Source organism: Corynebacterium dentalis, assembly GCF_900232865.1.
In the GTDB taxonomy this organism is placed as follows: domain Bacteria; phylum Actinomycetota; class Actinomycetes; order Mycobacteriales; family Mycobacteriaceae; genus Corynebacterium; species Corynebacterium dentalis.
This window is the reverse complement of the sequence record NZ_OCTS01000002.1, coordinates 108,244-125,315: the sequence shown is the minus strand read 5'-3', so window position 1 is coordinate 125,315 and position 17,072 is coordinate 108,244. Positions and strand designations below refer to the sequence as shown.

General features: G+C 60.5%; 17 protein-coding genes. 9 read left to right on the top strand and 8 right to left on the bottom strand.

From position 1 onward, the window contains the following. Nucleotides 1-34 precede the first annotated feature (34 nt). The 5 genes from CS919_RS02175 to CS919_RS02155 all read left to right on the top strand — a co-directional run bounded on the left by CS919_RS02175 (nucleotide 35) and on the right by CS919_RS02155 (nucleotide 4,402). Nucleotides 35-994, top strand: a complete 960-nt coding sequence (locus CS919_RS02175) for a biotin--[acetyl-CoA-carboxylase] ligase (RefSeq protein WP_099297815.1) — start codon at nucleotides 35-37, stop codon at nucleotides 992-994. After that, the gene (locus tag CS919_RS02170; RefSeq protein ID WP_099297813.1) at nucleotides 987-1,526 is read left to right on the top strand and encodes a hypothetical protein; all 540 of its coding nucleotides are present in this window, start codon (nucleotides 987-989) and stop codon (nucleotides 1,524-1,526) included. The genes CS919_RS02175 and CS919_RS02170 overlap by 8 nt, the downstream gene beginning before the upstream one ends. A gap of 99 nt (nucleotides 1,527-1,625) precedes the next feature. Beyond that, nucleotides 1,626-2,843: a 5-(carboxyamino)imidazole ribonucleotide synthase gene (locus tag CS919_RS02165; protein WP_099298031.1), complete on the top strand. Its 1,218-nt coding sequence runs from the start codon at nucleotides 1,626-1,628 to the stop codon at nucleotides 2,841-2,843. Nucleotides 2,844-2,903: 60 nt separating this feature from the next. Beyond that, nucleotides 2,904-3,437 carry a 5-(carboxyamino)imidazole ribonucleotide mutase gene (purE, locus tag CS919_RS02160; RefSeq protein ID WP_099297811.1) on the top strand — a complete coding sequence of 178 codons (534 nt, stop codon included), beginning with the start codon at nucleotides 2,904-2,906 and terminating at the stop codon, nucleotides 3,435-3,437. Nucleotides 3,438-3,475: 38 nt separating this feature from the next. Continuing rightward, entirely contained in the window at nucleotides 3,476-4,402 is a 927-nt protein-coding gene (locus tag CS919_RS02155) for a YdcF family protein (RefSeq protein WP_159460943.1), read from the top strand. Between the two features lie 2 nt (nucleotides 4,403-4,404). On the opposite strand, the gene CS919_RS02150 is transcribed toward CS919_RS02155, so the two are convergent. The 6 genes from CS919_RS02150 to CS919_RS02125 all read right to left on the bottom strand — a co-directional run bounded on the left by CS919_RS02150 (nucleotide 4,405) and on the right by CS919_RS02125 (nucleotide 10,499). Beyond that, nucleotides 4,405-5,625, bottom strand: coding sequence for a dicarboxylate/amino acid:cation symporter (locus tag CS919_RS02150; protein ID WP_099297807.1), 1,221 nt, complete (start codon nucleotides 5,623-5,625; stop codon nucleotides 4,405-4,407). A gap of 111 nt (nucleotides 5,626-5,736) precedes the next feature. Next, nucleotides 5,737-5,979, bottom strand: a complete 243-nt coding sequence (locus tag CS919_RS02145; RefSeq protein WP_099297805.1) for a hypothetical protein — start codon at nucleotides 5,977-5,979, stop codon at nucleotides 5,737-5,739. A gap of 27 nt (nucleotides 5,980-6,006) precedes the next feature. Next, entirely contained in the window at nucleotides 6,007-6,825 is an 819-nt protein-coding gene (locus CS919_RS02140; protein WP_099297803.1) for a carbohydrate ABC transporter permease, read from the bottom strand. A gap of 2 nt (nucleotides 6,826-6,827) precedes the next feature. Beyond that, nucleotides 6,828-7,814, bottom strand: coding sequence for a carbohydrate ABC transporter permease (locus tag CS919_RS02135; RefSeq protein ID WP_099297801.1), 987 nt, complete (start codon nucleotides 7,812-7,814; stop codon nucleotides 6,828-6,830). A 234-nt stretch (nucleotides 7,815-8,048) separates the two neighbouring features. After that, nucleotides 8,049-9,296, bottom strand: a complete 1,248-nt coding sequence (locus tag CS919_RS02130; RefSeq protein WP_099297799.1) for an ABC transporter substrate-binding protein — start codon at nucleotides 9,294-9,296, stop codon at nucleotides 8,049-8,051. A gap of 147 nt (nucleotides 9,297-9,443) precedes the next feature. Then, nucleotides 9,444-10,499, bottom strand: a complete 1,056-nt coding sequence (locus CS919_RS02125; RefSeq protein ID WP_099297797.1) for an ABC transporter ATP-binding protein — start codon at nucleotides 10,497-10,499, stop codon at nucleotides 9,444-9,446. A 61-nt stretch (nucleotides 10,500-10,560) separates the two neighbouring features. On the opposite strand from CS919_RS02125, the gene CS919_RS02120 reads away from it, so the two are divergent. From CS919_RS02120 to CS919_RS02105, 4 genes are read left to right on the top strand one after another with little or no spacing between them, the layout of a single operon-like run. Continuing rightward, nucleotides 10,561-11,751: a sensor histidine kinase gene (locus tag CS919_RS02120; RefSeq protein WP_099297795.1), complete on the top strand. Its 1,191-nt coding sequence runs from the start codon at nucleotides 10,561-10,563 to the stop codon at nucleotides 11,749-11,751. A 25-nt stretch (nucleotides 11,752-11,776) separates the two neighbouring features. Beyond that, entirely contained in the window at nucleotides 11,777-12,601 is an 825-nt protein-coding gene (locus CS919_RS02115) for a response regulator transcription factor (RefSeq protein WP_099298030.1), read from the top strand. A gap of 41 nt (nucleotides 12,602-12,642) precedes the next feature. Beyond that, nucleotides 12,643-13,683, top strand: a complete 1,041-nt coding sequence (locus CS919_RS02110; protein WP_370737740.1) for an ABC transporter ATP-binding protein — start codon at nucleotides 12,643-12,645, stop codon at nucleotides 13,681-13,683. Then, complete coding sequence (locus tag CS919_RS02105) at nucleotides 13,683-14,495, top strand: hypothetical protein (RefSeq protein ID WP_099297791.1); 813 nt, start codon at nucleotides 13,683-13,685, stop codon at nucleotides 14,493-14,495. Before CS919_RS02110 ends, CS919_RS02105 begins: the two co-directional genes overlap by 1 nt. 83 nt (nucleotides 14,496-14,578) lie before the next feature. On the opposite strand, the gene CS919_RS02100 is transcribed toward CS919_RS02105, so the two are convergent. Both CS919_RS02100 and CS919_RS02095 read right to left on the bottom strand, forming a co-directional pair. Continuing rightward, a complete protein-coding gene (locus CS919_RS02100) occupies nucleotides 14,579-15,274 on the bottom strand; it encodes a TIGR03089 family protein (RefSeq protein ID WP_099297789.1) in 696 nt (231 codons plus the stop codon). A gap of 55 nt (nucleotides 15,275-15,329) precedes the next feature. After that, complete coding sequence (locus CS919_RS02095) at nucleotides 15,330-17,057, bottom strand: LCP family protein (RefSeq protein WP_099297787.1); 1,728 nt, start codon at nucleotides 17,055-17,057, stop codon at nucleotides 15,330-15,332. Nucleotides 17,058-17,072: the final 15 nt, after the last annotated feature.

The window sequence follows — 17,072 nt, the reverse complement described above, 5'->3', positions numbered from 1 at the left end:
GAGCTGTCCCGCACGCACGCTAAGCTGAACCACCATGAGCAACGGACAGTACACCCCGGAGAGCGCGGCGGCCACCCCTGCCCGCGCGCCGCTGGATGCTGCGAGGTTGACTGCGCGCCTGCGGACGTTGGGGTACGCAGACGTAGACGTGGTGCGAGTCACGGGCTCGACGAACTCGGATCTCTGCAACCGCACTGAGACGCCCAACGGGACCGTGCTGATTGCCGAAGAGCAATCGCAGGGCCGCGGCCGCCTCAACCGAGCGTGGAGCGCACCGGCTTTCAGCCAGGTCATCGTGTCTGCATCCTTCTTGCTCCCGGGTGTTCCTTCGAATCGCTTGGGTTTGGTTTCCTTGCTTGCAGGGGTGTCCATTGCCGAGGGCTTGCGGAAGTCTGCTGGCGTGGAGGCCATATTGAAGTGGCCGAATGATGTGCTGGTGGACGCGCGCAAGCTGGTGGGGATTCTGGTGGAAGCTCCGCACGTGGGCGATGTGTCGCGCGTGGTGGTGGGCTTCGGCGTGAACTATGACCTGACAACCAGTGAGCTACCCGTGCCGCACGCCACGTCTGTAGCGCTCGAGACGACGAGGTCGCAGGCGGCAGGGGTTAACTCTGAAGAGCCAGCGCCCGAGTTGGCCTCCCGCGAGGACATCATCGTGGCGATCTTGCTGCGCCTGCAAGAGGACATGGAGCGTTTTCGCACCATGGGTGGGGCACCCCAGACGTTCCTTTCGCGGTACAAAAAGCTCTCCACCACGCTAGGAACCACGGTGAAGGTGATGCTTCCCGGCGATAGCGTGATGGAAGGTACCGCCGTGGATATTGCCGAGGACGGCCAGCTGATCGTGGACACCGGCGGTTCACGCACCAGCGTGTCTGCGGGAGACGTGGTGCACCTGCGCCCGGGCGGAGCAACAAGCGACAACCACTACGCTAATTCACCAGAAAACTCTGCAAACACGAATGAAACACAGGGGGAGGCAGGCCGTGACTAAATTAACCATTGACCCGCAGGAACACCTGCTGGCGGACTTAAGCCCACAGCGTCGCTCTGTGATCTTCCCCGTGCTGGAACTCATCATCATTACTGGTCTGGCGTGGTTGCTCGTCGGATTGATCGATGCCCACTTCGATTCCGTCGCCCGCTCCACCTTTGGTGCGGTGTACAGCCCGCCGAGCCAGATCGTGGCAATGCTCCCAGAAGACCAAACGCTGATGGTGTTGCTCTGGTTGCGCCGCGCCGTCCTGCTGGCATGGGTGGTGCTCTCCTGGACCCGCTGCATCCGTCACCTGGTGTTCCGCTCTCGCTCGCGCATGATGCTTACCGACGAAAGGCTCATCACCGCCACCGGGCATTGGCGCAGCGAGATCGCTCAGATCCCTTTGGCTCACATTGTTGATGCCCGTCACCGCGGGTCCGACGTTGCGCTGTACACCATGGGAGCTCGTATGCCCGTGGTGCTGCACAACGTGCCCAAGGCCAAGAAGTTCGTGCGCCTTCTAAAGAGCGAGATCCGGCCACTATAGTTAATAGCCGTGCCACAACAGACGAGCTCTTCTGCAGATAACAACCCAACGAACCAGACCCCTGCGGCCCAACTCGCGGAAACTGTCGCCGATTGGAGCCTGTCCCGCGCCTCTGCCCACGCGCTGGGTGCACCATTGGTGACCATCATCGGCGATGGCCAGCTGGCCAGGATGATGCACCAAGCGGGAATCGAGCTGGGCCTGACCACGCGCGTGCTCGCGGGTGCTGCCGATTCCTCTACCGCGCAGGTCACGCCGGACGTGGTGCTGGGGGATTACACCAACCGCGACCATGTGGAAGAGGTTTCTCGCGGATCCGACGCCGTGACGTTTGATCACGAGCACGTCCCCAACGAGTTCCTAGAAGCCCTCATCGCTGAGGGAATTAATGTGCAACCCCAGCCCAAGGCTCTGGTTAATGCCCAGGACAAGCTGGTCATGCGCAAGCGCATGCGGGAAATCGGTGCCCCAGTTCCACCGTTCATGGAAATTACCTCGGTGGATGAGATCCGCGAGTTCTTTGACATCACTGGCGGAAACGTCTGCCTGAAGACGCGCCGCGGCGGTTATGACGGCAAGGGCGTGTGGTTCCCAGCTACCGCAGACGACGCTGCCGAACTGGTAGCGGATCTGCTGGAGCAAGGACTGCCACTGATGGCGGAGAAGAAGGTGCAGCTGGTGCGCGAGCTCTCCGCGATGGTGGCCCGGACTCCCTCAGGCGAAGTCCGCACCTGGCCCGTGGTGGAATCCGTCCAAGAAGACGGCATCTGTGTGGAGGCAGTTGCACCCGCACCGGATACCAGCGCATCTATCCTCACCGCCGCCGAGGAACTCGCCCGCGTTGTGGTTTCTGAACTCGAGGTCACGGGAGTTCTCGCCGTGGAACTCTTCGAGACCGTGGACGAAGCAGGCCAGCCAGAGATCATCGTCAACGAACTCGCCATGCGCCCACACAACACCGGCCACTGGACTCAAGATGGCTGCGTGACCAGCCAGTTCGAACAACACCTGCGGGCCGTGCTGGACCGTCCGCTGGGCGATACCTCTCCGATCGGCCCCACGACAGTCATGGCCAACGTGCTCGGAGCAGACAATGACCCAAACATGGCGATGCACCGCAGGATGGATGAAGTGTGGCGTCGATACCCGAACGCCAAGATCCACATGTACGGCAAGGAATGGCGACCGCGCCGCAAGATGGGCCACGTGAATATGGTGCGCACGGAAGGCCAGAGCGTCGATGAACTGCGAACCGCAGCGCGTGAAGCCGCAAACTATCTGGTCACGGCGCAGTGGACGGATGGCTACACGGGCTAAAGTGGGAAAGCGTTAAGCCACCCGTTTGCATCAGTAACGAGAAGAAGTAAAGGCACTCCCATGACCTCCCCGGAAAACACGCAGAACACTCCACAGCCTTTGGTGGGCATCGTGATGGGATCGGATTCGGACTGGCCAACGGTCCAGCCAGCCGCCGAAGTACTCGCGGAGTTCGGCATCCCCATGGAGATTGGCGTGGTATCCGCACACCGCACCCCGGAGCGGATGCTGGACTATGCGCGCAACGCGCACACCAGCGGCATCAAGGTCATCATCGCGTGTGCTGGTGGCGCTGCTCACTTGCCGGGTATGATCGCCGCGGCCACTCCGCTGCCGGTCATTGGCATTCCACGGGCGCTGGGCAACCTGGACGGCTTGGATTCTCTGCTGTCTATCGTGCAGATGCCAGCGGGCGTGCCCACGGCCACGGTGTCCATCGACGGTGCGAAGAACGCCGGTTTGCTGGCCGTGCGGACCCTCGCCGTGGGTAGCGAGCAGCTGATGGAGCAGATGGTGCGCTACCAAGAGGCCATGCGAGATCAGGTCTTTGAGAAGGATCGGGCGCTGAAGTACAAGCTGATGGGCGGGGAGTAATTCCTGTTCCGCAGTCTCCGGGCAGCGGCCCGCTGAGTGTGGCGCTAAACCGATTCAAGCGCTCTGCATGGGTGGGCGTGGTGGCTCTAGCTGGCGCCGAGCTGGGATGGGTGGCTCTGTGGCTGCTGGTTAGCTCGGCGCATTCTGAACTGCTCAGCGCGGCGTTTGAGGTGGCCTACGGCGCCCATCTGCTGCCGTTGATCGCAGGTGCCGCAGTATCGGCGCCATTGGTGCGCTCGGGGGATCGGCGCGGGTGGGTGCACTTGTTGACGGTGGTGGCCGCTGCGGATTTCGCTTCACTGGTGCTGGGACTGTGCGTGGCCGTGTGGGTTCCCGGTTGGTTGTGGCGCTCTGCGGTGCTACTTGCGCTGTGCGCCTGGCTGGCGGTGGCCGCGTGGAGTGTGATCTTTGTGCGTCGGATTTCGGCGAGCCGCACTGCGCTTCCCAGCCGCCCGGTCGATGCGGTGGTGGTGCTGGGCTGTGGCCTGGTGGGTCGGTGGCCAGGCCCCATGTTGTGTCGACGCCTAGACCGTGCCATTCAGCTGTCCTCCCCAGATGTGCCCGTGGTGGTTTCCGGTGGGCAGGGAGCTGACGAGCTCACGTCTGAAGGCCAGGCAATGGCCGATTACCTGCACTCCACTCACGGCGGGCATCTACGGCGACACCGCAACCAAGTGTTGGTGGAGGATCGAGCCACCAACACGCGCGAGAACTTGCGACACAGCCTAGAGATTCTGCGTGAGCACGGCCTGGCTATCCGAGAAGTGGCCGTGGTCACCAGTGACTTTCACGTGCAGCGCACAGAGATGACCACCGATGTGGTGGCAGGCCTAGATAGAGAAAACGGCGGTAACGTGCGCTTTTCCGTGTTCGGTGCGTATACACCGCCGGTGGCATGTCCCGCCGCTTACGTTCGCGAATTCGTCGCGTACGTGCTGTGGACTCTCCGTGGTCTTAAATCTTGAGGTTAGCGAGCCAGGAGTTCGTAGTCGCTCAATTCTTCGGGCTCTTCCCGGTCCAGCTTGCCCTTGGTGAAACGGTTCACGATCAGGGCGATGGCGCCATCGCCGGTGACGTTTGCTGCGGTACCGAAGGAATCGATGGCGATGTAGGCGGCGATCATCAGGGCCACCTGCTCATCGGTGAAGCCCAGCATGGAGGACAGCAGGCCAACTGCAGCCATGATGGCTCCGCCTGGCACGCCTGGGGCCGCAATCATGGTGACACCCAGCATCATCACGAAGCCCAGCGCCTGACCGAAGCTGACCGTATCGCCGGAGATGAACAGCACGGCGAAGGCGAACAGCGTGATCTTCATGGTGGAACCCGCGAGGTGGATGGTGGCGCACAGCGGAACGACGAAACCGGCGACGGATTCGGAAACTCCGTTCTTCTGCGCGCACTTGTACGTCACTGGGATGGTCGCAGCTGAGGACGAGGTGCCCAGAGCAGTGGCGTACGCAGGGAGCATGTTCTTGAACGCGGTCAACGGGTTCTTGCCCGCAATCGCACCAGCGAGGGCAAATTGGATGACCAGCAGAACCAGGGTGCCCACCACGGCAACTACCAGCACGATCAGCAGCATGCTGATGGTGTGGGTGAGGTTTCCGTTCATTCCCATGGTGAGGAATACGCCGAAAATGTAGATCGGCAGCAGCGGGATGATGAAGGATTCGATGATCTTCATAACCACGTCGCGCAGCTGATTGCTGCCGCGTCGCAGGATCTCCGAAGGTACGGCGGTCATGGCCAGCCCCATGCTGAAAGCCAGCAACAGGGCCGTCATCACGGCGAACGGTGGATCCATCTCCACGGTGAAGTAGGAAGCCAGCTGGCCCTCTTCGATATCCGCGACAGTGTCCACGCTGAGGCCATCCAGCAAGGAGGGGTACAGCGTCTGGGAAGCCACAAACGCCAGCAGGCCGGAGAAGATGGTGGAGCCGTAGGCGATGGCGGTAGTCAGCGCGAGCCACTTGCCTGCGCCACGCCCTGAGTTGGCGATGGCCGGTGTGATCAGAGCAAAGATCAGGACGGGGACGAAGAATCCCAGGAAGTTGCCGAACAGGCCATTGACGGTGGCAAAGAACCGCCCCAGCCATTCGGGGGCGAAGAAGCTGACAATGATGCCAAGGATGATCGCGATGACGATCTTAAACAGCAGCGACTGCGTGACGCGACTAGCTTTCATAAAGGTTTCCATCACTAATAATTGGAGAGACACAACGAACTACAAGGAGCGTAACCTGTATGCAGCCTGTGTAGTTAAAACTTGCGGGGAATTAGTGGGGGAGTTTTGCAGCTAGCGGTAGCGGCTATATCCGCGCCATGCCAGCCATAGGAAGACAAGCAGCACGACCAGCATGATTGAGGGGGCCAAGCTGGGCTCCGGTTGGAACAGATTCCACACGCCTTGAATCAGGGCCAGAACGGTGAAGAATCCCAGGAATCCCAATAGTGATTCCCATATCAGCTTCTTACGTTGATCGTCCGCGGAGCCGCCGTTGATATCGGATGCTCCGCCGCGCTGCTGATCCTCGTGCATCGGGTCTGGCCTCTCACTTCTCAAGCTTTACTTCACGCCACCGGCGGTCAGGCCAGAGACGATACGGCGCTGGAAGATCAGCACCATGATCACCAGTGGGATGGTCACCAGTGCGCCCGCGGCCATGGTGGCCGCATAGGGGAATTCAAAGGAATTGGTGCCGGAGAAGCGGGCGATGGCCACCGTCACCGGCTCGGTACGAGTGGTGGACAGCTGCTTGGCCAGCATGAACTCGTTCCATGTTGCGATGAACGCCAGGATGGCCGTGGTGAACAGCGCGGGAGCAGCCAGCGGCAGGATGACCTTGCGGAAAGCCAGGGACCGAGACGCCCCGTCCACGCGGGCGGCTTCTTCCAGCTTCCACGGCAGCTCGCGGAAGAAACTGGTCAGAGTGTAAACAGTCAGTGGCAGCACAAAGGAGATGTTCGGGATGATCAGCGCTTGGTACGTGCCGATCCACTCGATGGAGCGGAACAGCTGGAATAGCGGGGTGACCAGCGCGATTCCCGGGAACATAGAGGCCGCCAAGATGATGCCGGTCACCGCACCCTTGCCGCGGAAGTTCACGCGAGCCAGCGCATACGCCGTAAACACGCCCACGGCCAGGGCGATCAGAGTGGTGGCAAAGCTGACCAGCAGCGAGTTGCCGATCGCGCGCAGGAAGTTGTTGCCCGCGTCCGTGGCTAGCGCATCCGCGAAATTATCCAGCGTCAGGTGGCTGGGCAGGGGGTTGGTGGAGAAGGTGTAGGCCTTGTCCCGCAGTGCGGTGATGACCATCCAATAAAACGGTGCCAGGCCCCACACCAGGATCAACAGCACGCCGAGGTAGTTGCGGAAAGTCTTCATGTTTAGACCCCTTTCTTGGCGCCGTGGGTCGCGCTGTTCTTTGCGTTCGCGTCCGTGGTGTTTTTCTTTGTCCGACGCCAAATCGGTGTATTCTTAGACTTCGGCAAGTTCTGGGTACCGCTGACATCGGCGCCGAGGAACTTCACCATGATGAAGGCGATGGCGAAGATGAGCAGGAAGATCAGCGTGGACATTGCGGAGGCGGAGTTGTACTTACCCTGTTGAGTTGCTCCGATGACCAGCTGGGAGATGACAGCGGTGGGGGAGCTGGTGGCCTCACTGATCATGATGACCGGCAGGTCGTACATGCGCAGGGCATCGAGGGTGCGGAATAGTACCGCGACCATCAGTGCGGGCTTGATCAGCGGCAAGGTGATCTGCGTGAACTGCTGCCACTTGGATGCGCCGTCCACGCGGGCGGCTTCGTAGACTCCCTGTGGAACCATTTGCAGGCCAGCAAGAATCAGCAGTGCCATGAATGGGGCGGTCTTCCACACGTCGGCGATGATCACTGCGGACCGGGCTGCCCATGGGTCGGTTGTCCAGTGCACGGTGGTGCCCAACAGTGAGTTGACGATTCCCTTATCCGCGAAGATGAATTGCCAGAGCTTGGCGGTCACGGCGGTGGGGATAGCCCAGGGGACCAGCACTGCTGCGCGCAAGAATCCGCGGCCGATGAAGCTGCGGTTCATCACCAGGGCCATCCACAACCCGAGGAGAGTTTCCAGAGAGACGGTGACCACCACGAAGAACAGCGTGATCTTCAGGGCCGGCCAGAAGTCGGTGGACAGCTGTCCGTTGGCGCACTCCATGACTTGCCCGGAGGGGCTCATGCATCGGTTGGATAGCCAGTACAGATAGTGCTGTAGGCCGGCGAATCCGCCGGTGACAAAGCGTCCCGTTTCTGGATTGATGTGCTTATCTGCGAGGAAGGACAGATAAATCGCACGGAGAACCGGATATCCGATCACCACTGCGAGTAAGGCCATCGAGGGTCCGACGAGCCACAGCGGGCGCCAATCTCTTTTCTTTTTCGGCGCCGGGGGCGCACTTGAGGTGAGGGGCGTGGACACGCGGTCTCCTGTCCGTCAAAAGCACTGTGAACTTAAGTAGAGCATCCCACATTGTGCGGGATGCTCCGAAGTTGTCACAGCACGGGCGTTAGTTGGTGCGTCCAGCATTACTTATGCCGGGCGCAAAGTGCCTAGGCGGCGTGCGGGGATTTAACCCTGCGTGTTCTGGATTGCCTTTTCCATTTCGGTGGTGGCATCGTCCACAGACATACCTGCAGTCAGCGCGGCGTAGGCGTTGTCCTGCACAGCCTTCGACAGTGCATCGTAGGTAGGGGATGCCGGGCGAGGCCGCGCGTTTTCCAGGGAGATCTTCAGCGCCTCCATGTACGGGAACTGCTCCTGGATGGCGGCCTCATCGTAGATGGGAGCCAGCACCGGCGGGAAGGATGCCTCAGCGAAGGAACGCTGGTTTTCCTCATTGATGATGAACTTCATGAAGTCCAAGGCAGTGGCCTTGTGCTCAGAGTTGACGTTGATGCCGTTGTTGTAACCGCCGAGGGTGGACACGCCCACGCCGTCCTTGCCCACCAGTGGGGAGACCTCGACCTTGCCCTTGACCGCGGAGCCCTCCTCCTCGGAAGTGGCGTACATGTATGGCCAGTTGATGGCCATCGCGGTATCACCCTGGGTGAACGCGAGGTTGGTCTCTTCCTCGCTGGCGCCGGTGGATGCAGAGCTGATGGTGCCGTCCTTGTATGCGTCCACCAGTGCCTGCAGACCCTCGCGGGACTCCTTGGAAGTGACGGTTGGCTGCAGCTTGTCGTCGGTCAGACCTCCACCCCAACCAGCCATGAAGCCGGCGGTGTTCACAGTCAGGCCCTCGTACTGCTTGAGCTGGGTGGTCAGGCAGTCCTGGTTTTCCACCTTCTTGCAGGCCTCAACCACGTCATCCCACTTCTGTGGCTCTTCCTTGACCATGTCAGTGTTCCGGTAGAGCAGTTGGCCGTTGGTGTTCTGCGGCAACGCGTAGAGGGTGTCATTGTAGGTCGCGGACTTCACGGTGGCAGGCAGCAGCGCCTCAGTGTCCACCTGCATGTCGCCGGTCAAAGGAGTCAGCCAGCCGTTGGCGGCGAACTGAGCGGTCCAGACGACGTCGAGCGCCATGACATCGATGTCAGAAGATCCTGCCTGGAGGGACTGCACGAGGGTGTCACGCTGAGCGTCCGCCTCACCAGCCAACTCCTGCAGGTTGACCTTCTCGTCTGGGTGCTCTTCGTTCCACTTGTCGATGATCGGGCGGAGCTTGTCTGTATCGTTCTTGCCCATGGCGAAAGTGATTTCGCCGCGGCCGTCAGTGTTCTGTGCGGCCTGGCCGCCCTCTTCGGTCTCGGAGCAGGCAGCGAGCGTCAAACCCGATACCGCCAAGACAGCCAGCAGCTTCTTGTGTTGCAGAGCCATCGTGAGCCTTTCTATCGTCCTCGAGAAACAGTCAAGATTTCCAAACGGAAACTCTTTGTCGGCTCATCATAATGGCTGCGCGGGTTCTGCCCTAGAGATTCGAGATAACTGCTGGTGCAGCCGTACCCCCAGGGCAACCGAGCGGGATTAGTTTTCCACTCTCAGCTCGGTTTCTGCATCAAAGTAATGCACCTTGGCGTCGGAACGAATAACAACCTGAGCACGTGATCCCACGGACGGCAGCTGGCGAGAGTCCCCACCACGGGCGATCAGCTGCCCATGTTCGGTATCCACATATACATATGAATCTGCGCCTAGTTCCTCCACCATCTCCACGGTGCCGGAGATTCCCTCGTCGGGATCTTCGGGGCGAACCTCCAGGCCCTCCGGACGCACGCCGACGATCAACGGCTTGTTCTCATGACCCGCGGGTGCGGTGTAGTTCCACCCGGCAATCGGGCCATCGGTGGTCACCAAGTTCATCGACGGGGAACCGATGAAACCGGCCACGAAGGCATTCACGGGACGGTCGTAGAGTTCCTTGGGGCTATCCACCTGCTGCAGTTCGCCAAAGTTCAGCACAGCCACACGATCGCCCATGGTCATGGCCTCTACCTGGTCGTGAGTCACGTACACGGTGGTCACACCCAGGGAGGACTGCAGCTTCACGATCTGCGCGCGGGTCTGCACGCGGAGTTTGGCATCCAGGTTGGACAGCGGCTCGTCCATCAGGAACACCTGCGGCTCGCGCACAATTGCGCGACCCATAGCCACGCGCTGACGCTGACCACCGGAGAGATCCTTCGGCTTGCGTGCCAGGAACTCCTCCAGGCCCAGGGTCTCGGCAGCTGCGCGCACGCGCTTTCTGATCTCCTCTTTGGGAGTCTTGGCTACCTTGAGAGCGAAGCCCATGTTCTCCTCTACCGTCATGTGCGGGTAGAGGGCGTAATCCTGGAAAACCATCGCGATATCGCGCTCCTTGGGTTCAGTGCCCGTGACGTCCTTGCCGCCGATGGTGATGCGCCCGCCAGTCGTTCCTTCCAGGCCCGCCAGCGCGCGCAGGGTGGTGGACTTGCCGCAGCCAGATGGCCCGACCAGCACCAAAAACTCTCCATCGGAAATCTGGAGATCAAGATCCTTCACCGTGGGGCGTTCAGCTCCCGGGTATTGGATGTACACATGATCGAAGTTCACGTCAGCCATGGGCGCTAATCATACTGCAGCAGGACGCGGGCACGGGGCGAAATGCCTATGCTCTACGTTTATGCCGAATACATATCCCTTGGCGGCTGACGGCCCGTGGTACCGCGATGTGACCTTATGGATCCAGATCGTGATGCAAGCCGTGACGTTCACGCTAACGGGGCTGATCTTTGGACTTCCTCCTGCGACGTCTCTGCCGTTTTCTGCGAGCCTGCTGTGCTTCGCAGGTCTGGCGGTGACTTTTGTGGGCTTACTGGTGCAGCGGTGGAGAGCCAGGTTAGGGCTGGTCATCTCTGGCGTGGGGCTGGCAATGCAGGGCATTTCTGCGGTGCAGGTCTACTTTTTGGCGTATTTCGTTGTCTGTTTCGAGGCGTGGTACATCGCGGCATACTTGCGCCGGAAAAACTGCTGGTGGCTGGCGATCCTGTGGGTCGGTTCAATGGCATCCGTGACCTGGGGTTACATGCGCGTGAACTTGGGTGGCGACTATAGTTCGGTGCCACAAGTGGGATTCTTGGCGGTAGTGCTGACACTGCTGATCACGGCGAGTATTGGGTTGTCCACGATGCTGGGGCGTTCCACCGCCAAGCGCAACGAGAAGATGGAAACGCTTGCCGCGCGCGCCGAACTGGCCACCGTGTCGGAGCGCAACAGAATCGCCCGAGAGATGCACGATATCGTCGCCCATTCCCTCACCGTGGTCATCGCCCAGGCTGACGGGGGCAGGTACGCGGGCCGGAAAGACCCGGACAAGGCCATGGAAGCGCTGGAGACGATCTCCGCGCGCGGTCGCGATGCGTTGGCGCAGATGCGATCCTTGCTGTCCGTATTGCACGACGATTCGCAGGACGAGCGCGAAGTTTCTGTCGCGCCGGGTGTGGCGGGAATTCCTGATCTAGTGTCCGACGCCAAGCGCTCCGGCCTTACCGTTGGTTACCAGGTCGAAGGCGAACCGCAATCCTTGGAGGAGGTGCGTGACCTCACGGTCTATCGCATCGTGCAGGAGTCTTTAACGAATGTCATGAAGCACGCAGGCAGCGTGCGCGTGGTGCTGCGCATGCAGTGGAGCAAGGAGAAGGTGCGCATCGCCGTGGACAATCAGCGCGGCGAGGACCAGATCGAAGGCAGCGGTCGGGGACTGACGGGCATCGCGGAACGGGCCCGCGTACACGGTGGCACGGCAACCTGGGGGCCTTCGCGCCTGTTCGCGGGTGGTTGGAACGTCACTGCTGAGCTTCCTACTGGGCGCTAGAAATTAGGACGATATTGTGAAGGGCATGAACTCACCACACATCACGGTCGGGTTGGTCGATGATCAGCAACTGGTGCGTGCCGGTTTTTCCTTGGTGCTCGATTCACAGGACGACATCGAGGTGCTGTGGCAGGCAGAACAGGGACAGCAGGCCTGTGAGTTGGCAACGCAGCAGCCGGTGGACATCATGCTGATGGACGTGCAGATGCCCGTGATGGATGGCATTGCTGCTACGCGAAAGATCCTGGATGCAGCTCCGGTCGGCCCCGGTGGCGAAGTGACGAAGATTATCGTGCTGACCACCTTTGATAACGATAGCTACGTGTTGAAATCAGTGGAGGCGGGCGCCAGCGGGTTTCTGTTGAAGGACGCGGAGCCCGAGGATCTGCTGTCTGCTGTGCGCACGGTCGGGGAATCTGCGTCCGTCATTAGCCCCAAGTCCACCGCCCGTTTGCTGCGACACGTGCGGGAGATGGGGACGGGTGAAGAATTTGACGGCGCCGCGTCCACAGAAGGTATGGATGGCGAGTGTGTCTGCGACAAGGGTGCGAATAGAGAGTGCGCGAGCGAGGATGGCACTCAGGGGAATTCTGATGCGAGCGCAGATTTCGGATTGGTAGAACCGCTCACCCCGCGCGAATTGGAGATCCTACGGCTGATGGTCAAGGGCAAAAGCAATCAAGAAATCTCCACAGAGCTATTCATCTCTTTGCCGACCGTGAAGACCCACGTGGGTAAGGTCTTGCTCAAGACAAATTCCCGTGACAGGGTGCACGCCGTACTGTTCGCCTTCAGAAACGGGGTGGTTAACCCTGAGGATCTTCTGGGGGATGTGGGGGATCATCCCTGAGGATGACCGATTCAGACCGAAAGAAATAGTACTTCGGTCGGATGTGCAGTCTTAAAGTTTCCGGCACAGTAGATGTCATGATCACAGTCGAAAATCTCACGAAGCGGTATGGAAAAAAGACCGCAGTCAATCAGCTCAACTTCCACGTTCCGGACGGCCAGGTCACAGGATTCCTTGGGCCCAACGGTTCCGGAAAGTCCACCACCATGCGCTGCATGCTCGGCCTGGACGCTCCTACGACGGGGCATGTGTCCTTCAGCGGCGCATACCCACACGGCGAGGCTTACAACGCCTCGTTTGCTTCTCTGAACATGAAGGCCGCCGTGGCGGGTTCTGTTCTCGACGCCCACTGGTTCGAACCCAAGCGCTCCGGACGTAACCACCTGCGCGTCATCGCTGCTGGTGCCGGCATTTCGGACAAGCGAGTGGAACAGTGTTTGGAACTAGTCGGTCTGGAAAAGGCTGCGAAGGGCAAGGTCGGCGGTTACTCCCTGGGTATGAAGCAGCGCCTCGGCCTGGCAGGCGCTCTGCTGGGCGATCCACAGCATCTGTTGCTGGACGAGCCCGTCAACGGCCTGGACCCAGAAGGCGTGTCCTGGATCCGCCGTGTCATCCGGCAGCAGGCCGTCGAGGGGCGCGCTGTATTGGTCTCCTCCCACCTGCTTTCGGAAATGCAGCAGACGGCTGACCGCCTCGTGGTGATCGGTAAGGGAGAGCTCATCGGTGAGTATTCGATGGCGGAGTTCCTCGCAGACGGCACCCGCGTGCTGGTGGAATGCCGCGAGGCCGTTCTGCTGGCAGAGGAGTTGCGCAAGCAAGGCCTGAAGGCAGATGTGGAACGCGAACGCGTGTTGAGCATCACTGTAGGACAGCAGATCTCGGAACAAAAAGTCCGTACGGTGGTCGCCGAAGCAGCACTTTCTCAAGGCTTCCTGGTCACTGGTCTGAAGACTGAAGCCGCCAACTTGGAACAGCGCTTCCTCGCAGCCACTTCGGGTGCCCAGGAGTACCGCACCCAACAGATCCCAGGTCAGAATTCGGCACCAACCAACACCCCACAACAGCGCTCGGAGGCCAAGTAATGAACGCCACAGTTGCCGAAAACCACAATTCTCAATCTGTGCCACGCCGCCAGCCGGTAGTGGCGCAAGGAAATCAATTCGCTCACGCATTCAAGTCCGAGCTACGCAAGGTGCTGACTCTGCGCAGCTCCATCATCTGGGTTGTCCTGATGACTGGCTCACTCTACGGATTCGTGGTGCTGCAAGGCCTGTTCACCACAGAGAAGGCTCCGTTGAACTGGAACGACCTCACCACTGGCACTTTGGTGTTCATGCTGCTGGCGATCGTCTATGGAGCGGGAGCTAGTGCCGGTGAGCTGGGCAACCACATGCAGGCCCACTCATTCTTGACCCAGAAGGCCCGCTGGCACTGGCTGTCCGCACGCTTAATCATCACGGTGATGTTCGTCATCGTGAACTACGCAGTGGGCCTGCTCGTGTCCCTCCTCGTCGCGGTCATTATGCCGAAGCTGGAGTTCAACGGCGGAGATATCAAATTCGCGTGGGTCCCAGCAATCTACCTGGCTGGATACGCCCTTGTCGCAGCAGGTGTGGCCATGATTACGCGTAGCCGCGTGGCTGGACTGGCACTGCCGCTGGTGTGGTTCCTGGTCATTGAAAATCTGCTCTTTGCTTTCGGAACTACTTACGAAATCGCCAAGAAGCTCTACGAAATCTCCCCGGGGCACGCCATGCAGGATCTCTCCATGGAGGCCTTTACAGCAGAAGCTCCGGCATTCACCGTTGCCCACAACGTGACGGTGCTCGCCGTGTGGGTAGCGGTCGCGGTAGCAGCCGCACTGTTCTTCAACAGCAAGCGGGACGTGCGCTAAGCACCAACGGTCAAACGACCTCACCCTGCGAAGACAGTACTACGAAGTCAGCTCTGTGAAGCCGAAGATCTAGCCGGCGTCATCTACGCGATGACGTCGGCTTTTTCCGTGTCCTTTAGCTCCTCCAAGCGCGCTGGGTGGGAATCCGTGGACATCACCACGGAACCGCCAACAAGCAGGGGAGACAAGCATCGCGCCAAGCCGCGAACGTCATCCCACGGCCCCATCACCACGCGTGCACCGCGCCCAATTCCGTGCTCAGTCTCCAGCTGCTCCGCAGCCGCGCGAACCACGTCCACATCAGCGCTGGGATTGAGCGGTGCCGAACCCATGAACGCATCGGGGTGCACGCGCAGCTCGGGGGAGAAGTCATTAATGCCGAAGGGCACATCGCCACCAGCTTCCTCCACGCCCCGGCCGAAAGGGTCGGAAGACAAAAGGTAAATTTCCTGCACGGAAGCCCCCGTGGGGGAGTCCTCGAAGCCCTCGGCCAGTTCCAGTGAGTCGGTGAACAGAACTGCAGGCTCGCCGGAGTTGGCGTCGGAAATAAAGGCACCGACCTTCCATGCACCCACCGCAATACACGCTGGCTGCCATCCGGGCGCGGCGGCGATGGCGACGGTATCGCCCTCGCCCACGCCAATGCTGGTGAGCAGATTAGCCACCTTGGCCTGCCAATTCGCCAGCGTGATGCCAGACAATTCCATGCGCCCAGCCTCGGTGTACGTGGTCAGGCGGGGAGCAGCAGGGTCGTTGAGAAGGTCTGCGATGAGATCCATGGCTCCCCAGACTACGTGCTCACCGCACGCGAATTCGTCGCGCTCAGCAAGGGAGCTAGTTCACGCACATAGGGGCGTTGGAACCCGCGTCCAAGGTCTGATTCAGCTTCGGATCATCGCCCATGGAGCCCTCCGTGCCCACCACACCCGTACCGGAATCACTGCCGGTATCGCTGGAGGAGCCGCTGGAGTTCGAGGTGGAATCACTAGTGGAGCTGGAATCCGTGTCCTCGTAACCGTCGCCATCCAGGTCCTTAATGCCCTCGGTCAACGTGCCAACGGTAGGCGAGTTCGGATCCTGCAGGGCCACCATGACGCCGTTGGCACCTGGACCGGAGTATGTTCCGGCCAGAGTGATGGACAGTTCCTTATCGCCCAAATCCGGGTCCTCTACGACCTTCAAACCACCCAGCTGGCGGGCTAGTGCACGCGCGGCGGGATCGTTCTTGTCCTTCGCGTTGACCTGGGATTCGGAGATGCCGGATTCAGGGGCATTGCCCACCTTGCCTTGCTTGTATCCGTAGCCCTCCACCAGGGAACCGACGGACGCAGCCAGTCCGGCCACGTCACCACCGTTGAGGACATCCACGGTGTAATCCTCAGCCTTGAAGTCCTCAATTGGTGCGTTCGGATCGGTGGTCTCTTCCGGCTTTTCCTCGGCTGCCTCGTCATCAGTGTTGGCGAGATCGTCGAAGAACTTGTGCACCTGATTGCGGTCCACGGTGACGATGGATTCGCCGTAGTCGCCGGTGCCATCGATGCTGGTCACGGGGATCGTCTGGAACGTCACGTTGCCACCGGCCAGAGACTGCATCTGGGTGGCCATGCCCATGATGTCCCATCCCTCGTCCAGAACCACCGAGCGCTTCACCGCTTCGTTGATGTGGTTCAGGCTGGAAGGGTTGGTCAAGGTTTCCGAGCTGAGGATGTGGTTGGCCAGAGATGCCATGTACGCCTGCTGACGAGTGATGCGGTCCAAGTCGCCGCGGGGCAACTCATGGCGCTGGCGCACAAAGCTCAAGGCATCGGGGCCGTCGAGTGTTTGGTAGCCCTTGGGGAACTTCGCACCGGATAGCGGCTCATCCACCGGGTTGTTGAGGCACACGTCCACGCCGCCCACGGCATCGGTGAGCAGCACGAATCCCAACAGGCCCACCTCGGCGTAGTGGTCCACGTGAATGCCAGTCAGGTCGCCCACAGTGCGGATCAAGGCCTTACGTCCTGCCTCGGTGGACTGTTTGTCCACATCTTGGGCATCAGTGTCCCCGCTCTGCTCCAGTTGCTGAGCTTTCTCGAACTTCGCGGAGCCGTACACGCCGTTGAGCTTCATATTGCCCATGTCCTCGGTGGATACGTACGTATCGCGGGGCAAGGACACGGCGGTGGCGGAGGATCCATCGTTGGGAACGCGAATGAGGATCATCGTGTCCGTGTTGGTGGCATCTTCTTCACCTGCGCGCAGCATGTCGATTTCCTGCTGGCTCAGAGGCTTGCCCTGGGCATCCGTACGGGAATCTACACCCACCAGCAGGATGTCCGTGGCGCCATCTGGTTGCGCGCCGAGGTCCAAGCCGCTGGCTTGGGCCAGCTGGCTGTTCAGGTTGCCGATGGTGGCGTATCCAATGCCCGTGGCCAGCAGGAAAATCGCAGAAATGAGAGCCAGTCCAGCCTTAACCGGGCGCGCGCCGATCTGCCGCGGGCGTTGTGCGGAAACCGGGGAAGCCTGAATCTGCCGAGAGTGGCGCGACCGTGTGCTGCGCTGCTCAGAGTCTTCAGGATTCATATGCTTCGGTTTCCT

Bases quoted from the DNA above. Each gene is read 5' to 3' on its own strand.
- CS919_RS02115 (WP_099298030.1), top strand. From the start codon at position 11,777: ATGAACTCACCACACATCACGGTCGGGTTGGTCGATGATCAGCAACTG.
- CS919_RS02140 (WP_099297803.1), bottom strand. From the start codon at position 6,825: ATGAAGACTTTCCGCAACTACCTCGGCGTGCTGTTGATCCTGGTGTGG.
- CS919_RS02130 (WP_099297799.1), bottom strand. From the start codon at position 9,296: ATGGCTCTGCAACACAAGAAGCTGCTGGCTGTCTTGGCGGTATCGGGT.
- CS919_RS02100 (WP_099297789.1), bottom strand. From the start codon at position 15,274: ATGGATCTCATCGCAGACCTTCTCAACGACCCTGCTGCTCCCCGCCTG.
- CS919_RS02150 (WP_099297807.1), bottom strand. From the start codon at position 5,625: ATGAAAGCTAGTCGCGTCACGCAGTCGCTGCTGTTTAAGATCGTCATC.
- CS919_RS02175 (WP_099297815.1), top strand. From the start codon at position 35: ATGAGCAACGGACAGTACACCCCGGAGAGCGCGGCGGCCACCCCTGCC.
- purE (WP_099297811.1), top strand. From the start codon at position 2,904: ATGACCTCCCCGGAAAACACGCAGAACACTCCACAGCCTTTGGTGGGC.
- CS919_RS02110 (WP_370737740.1), top strand. From the start codon at position 12,643: ATGTGCAGTCTTAAAGTTTCCGGCACAGTAGATGTCATGATCACAGTC.
- CS919_RS02125 (WP_099297797.1), bottom strand. From the start codon at position 10,499: ATGGCTGACGTGAACTTCGATCATGTGTACATCCAATACCCGGGAGCT.
- CS919_RS02135 (WP_099297801.1), bottom strand. From the start codon at position 7,814: ATGGCCTTACTCGCAGTGGTGATCGGATATCCGGTTCTCCGTGCGATT.
- CS919_RS02105 (WP_099297791.1), top strand. From the start codon at position 13,683: ATGAACGCCACAGTTGCCGAAAACCACAATTCTCAATCTGTGCCACGC.
- CS919_RS02145 (WP_099297805.1), bottom strand. From the start codon at position 5,979: ATGCACGAGGATCAGCAGCGCGGCGGAGCATCCGATATCAACGGCGGC.
- CS919_RS02095 (WP_099297787.1), bottom strand. From the start codon at position 17,057: ATGAATCCTGAAGACTCTGAGCAGCGCAGCACACGGTCGCGCCACTCT.
- CS919_RS02120 (WP_099297795.1), top strand. From the start codon at position 10,561: ATGCCGAATACATATCCCTTGGCGGCTGACGGCCCGTGGTACCGCGAT.